Raw genomic sequence first — 562 nt, 5'->3', positions numbered from 1 at the left:
CAAGCGGCGCTGCACCACCAGCGGGGACACGCCGAAGTCGGCGGCAATGTCCTCGATGGGGCGTCCTTCCTTGACCAGCGCGGCGAAGGCCGCGAACTGGTCGGCGGGGTGCATGTTCTCGCGCTGCACGTTCTCCGCGAGGCTGACGGTGCGGGCCGAAGCATCGGCCACCAGCAGGCACGGCACTTCGTAGTCGGCGGGGATGCGCTTCTTCTTCGCCAGCAGCTTCAAGGCGGTCAGGCGGCGGTCGCCTGCGACGACTTCGTATTGCTCCCCATCGGCGGACAGGATGACGATCAGGTTTTGCAGCAGGCCGATGCGGGCAATGCTCGCGGCCAGTTCGGGGATGGACTGGCGCGGGGTCGTGCGGACGTTGCGCTTGGAGCGGCGCGGCAGCAACTGCGAGAGGGGAACCAAGATCAGGTTCTTGGTCGGGTCGGCCACTTCCAGCGGTGCGGCGGCTTCGATGGCGACGGCTTCGGTTTTGAGTACGGCGTTCATGGTGATTTCTCCTAGGGAAACGCTGATTTATTCGGCTCGGCGGTCATCGCAGACGTAGCCG

Annotated in this window: 1 protein-coding gene; it reads right to left on the bottom strand. The window is 65.7% G+C overall.

What is annotated here, in order from left to right; all coding sequences use genetic code 11:
* Positions 1-501: ParB/Srx family N-terminal domain-containing protein (locus ACSHSS_RS30300; protein ID WP_445545979.1), on the bottom strand; the 501-nt coding region annotated here is incomplete at its 3' end.
* Positions 502-562: the final 61 nt, after the last annotated feature.

This window comes from Burkholderia sp. BC1, assembly GCF_052683555.1.
This window is presented reverse-complemented; position numbering and strand designations above follow the sequence as displayed.